Genomic DNA, 252 nt, shown 5'->3' with positions numbered 1-252 from the left:
GCGCCGAGGCACCTGCCGGCGACTGGCCGAAGCCGTTGCCGGCGAATCCGGTGAGCGAACCGGACCTGGCCAATGCCGAGAAGATCGGTTTCCGTTTCGAGTGGGTCGGGGCCATGTCCGATACCAGCGGCAAGAATCCCTATCCGTCGTTCTGGCAGATCAACGGCAAGGCCTGGGAAGGCGGCGAGGAGCACAAGCACAACGCGCCGCCGCTGGCCAAGCTCAAGGAAGGCCAGAGCTACATCTTCGAGC

The 252-nt window shown here is 64.7% G+C and carries 1 protein-coding gene; it reads left to right on the top strand.

What is annotated here, in order from left to right; genetic code table 11:
- A partial coding sequence (locus ACLJNW_RS26990; RefSeq protein ID WP_410961621.1) for a hypothetical protein occupies positions 1-252 on the top strand: 252 nt, incomplete at both ends.

The organism is Salmonella sp. SAL4457 (assembly GCF_046548235.1).
GTDB lineage: Bacteria > Pseudomonadota > Gammaproteobacteria > Enterobacterales > Enterobacteriaceae > Salmonella > Salmonella enterica.
Note: the sequence above shows the minus strand (reverse complement) of the source record. Positions and strands in the feature narration are given on the sequence as shown.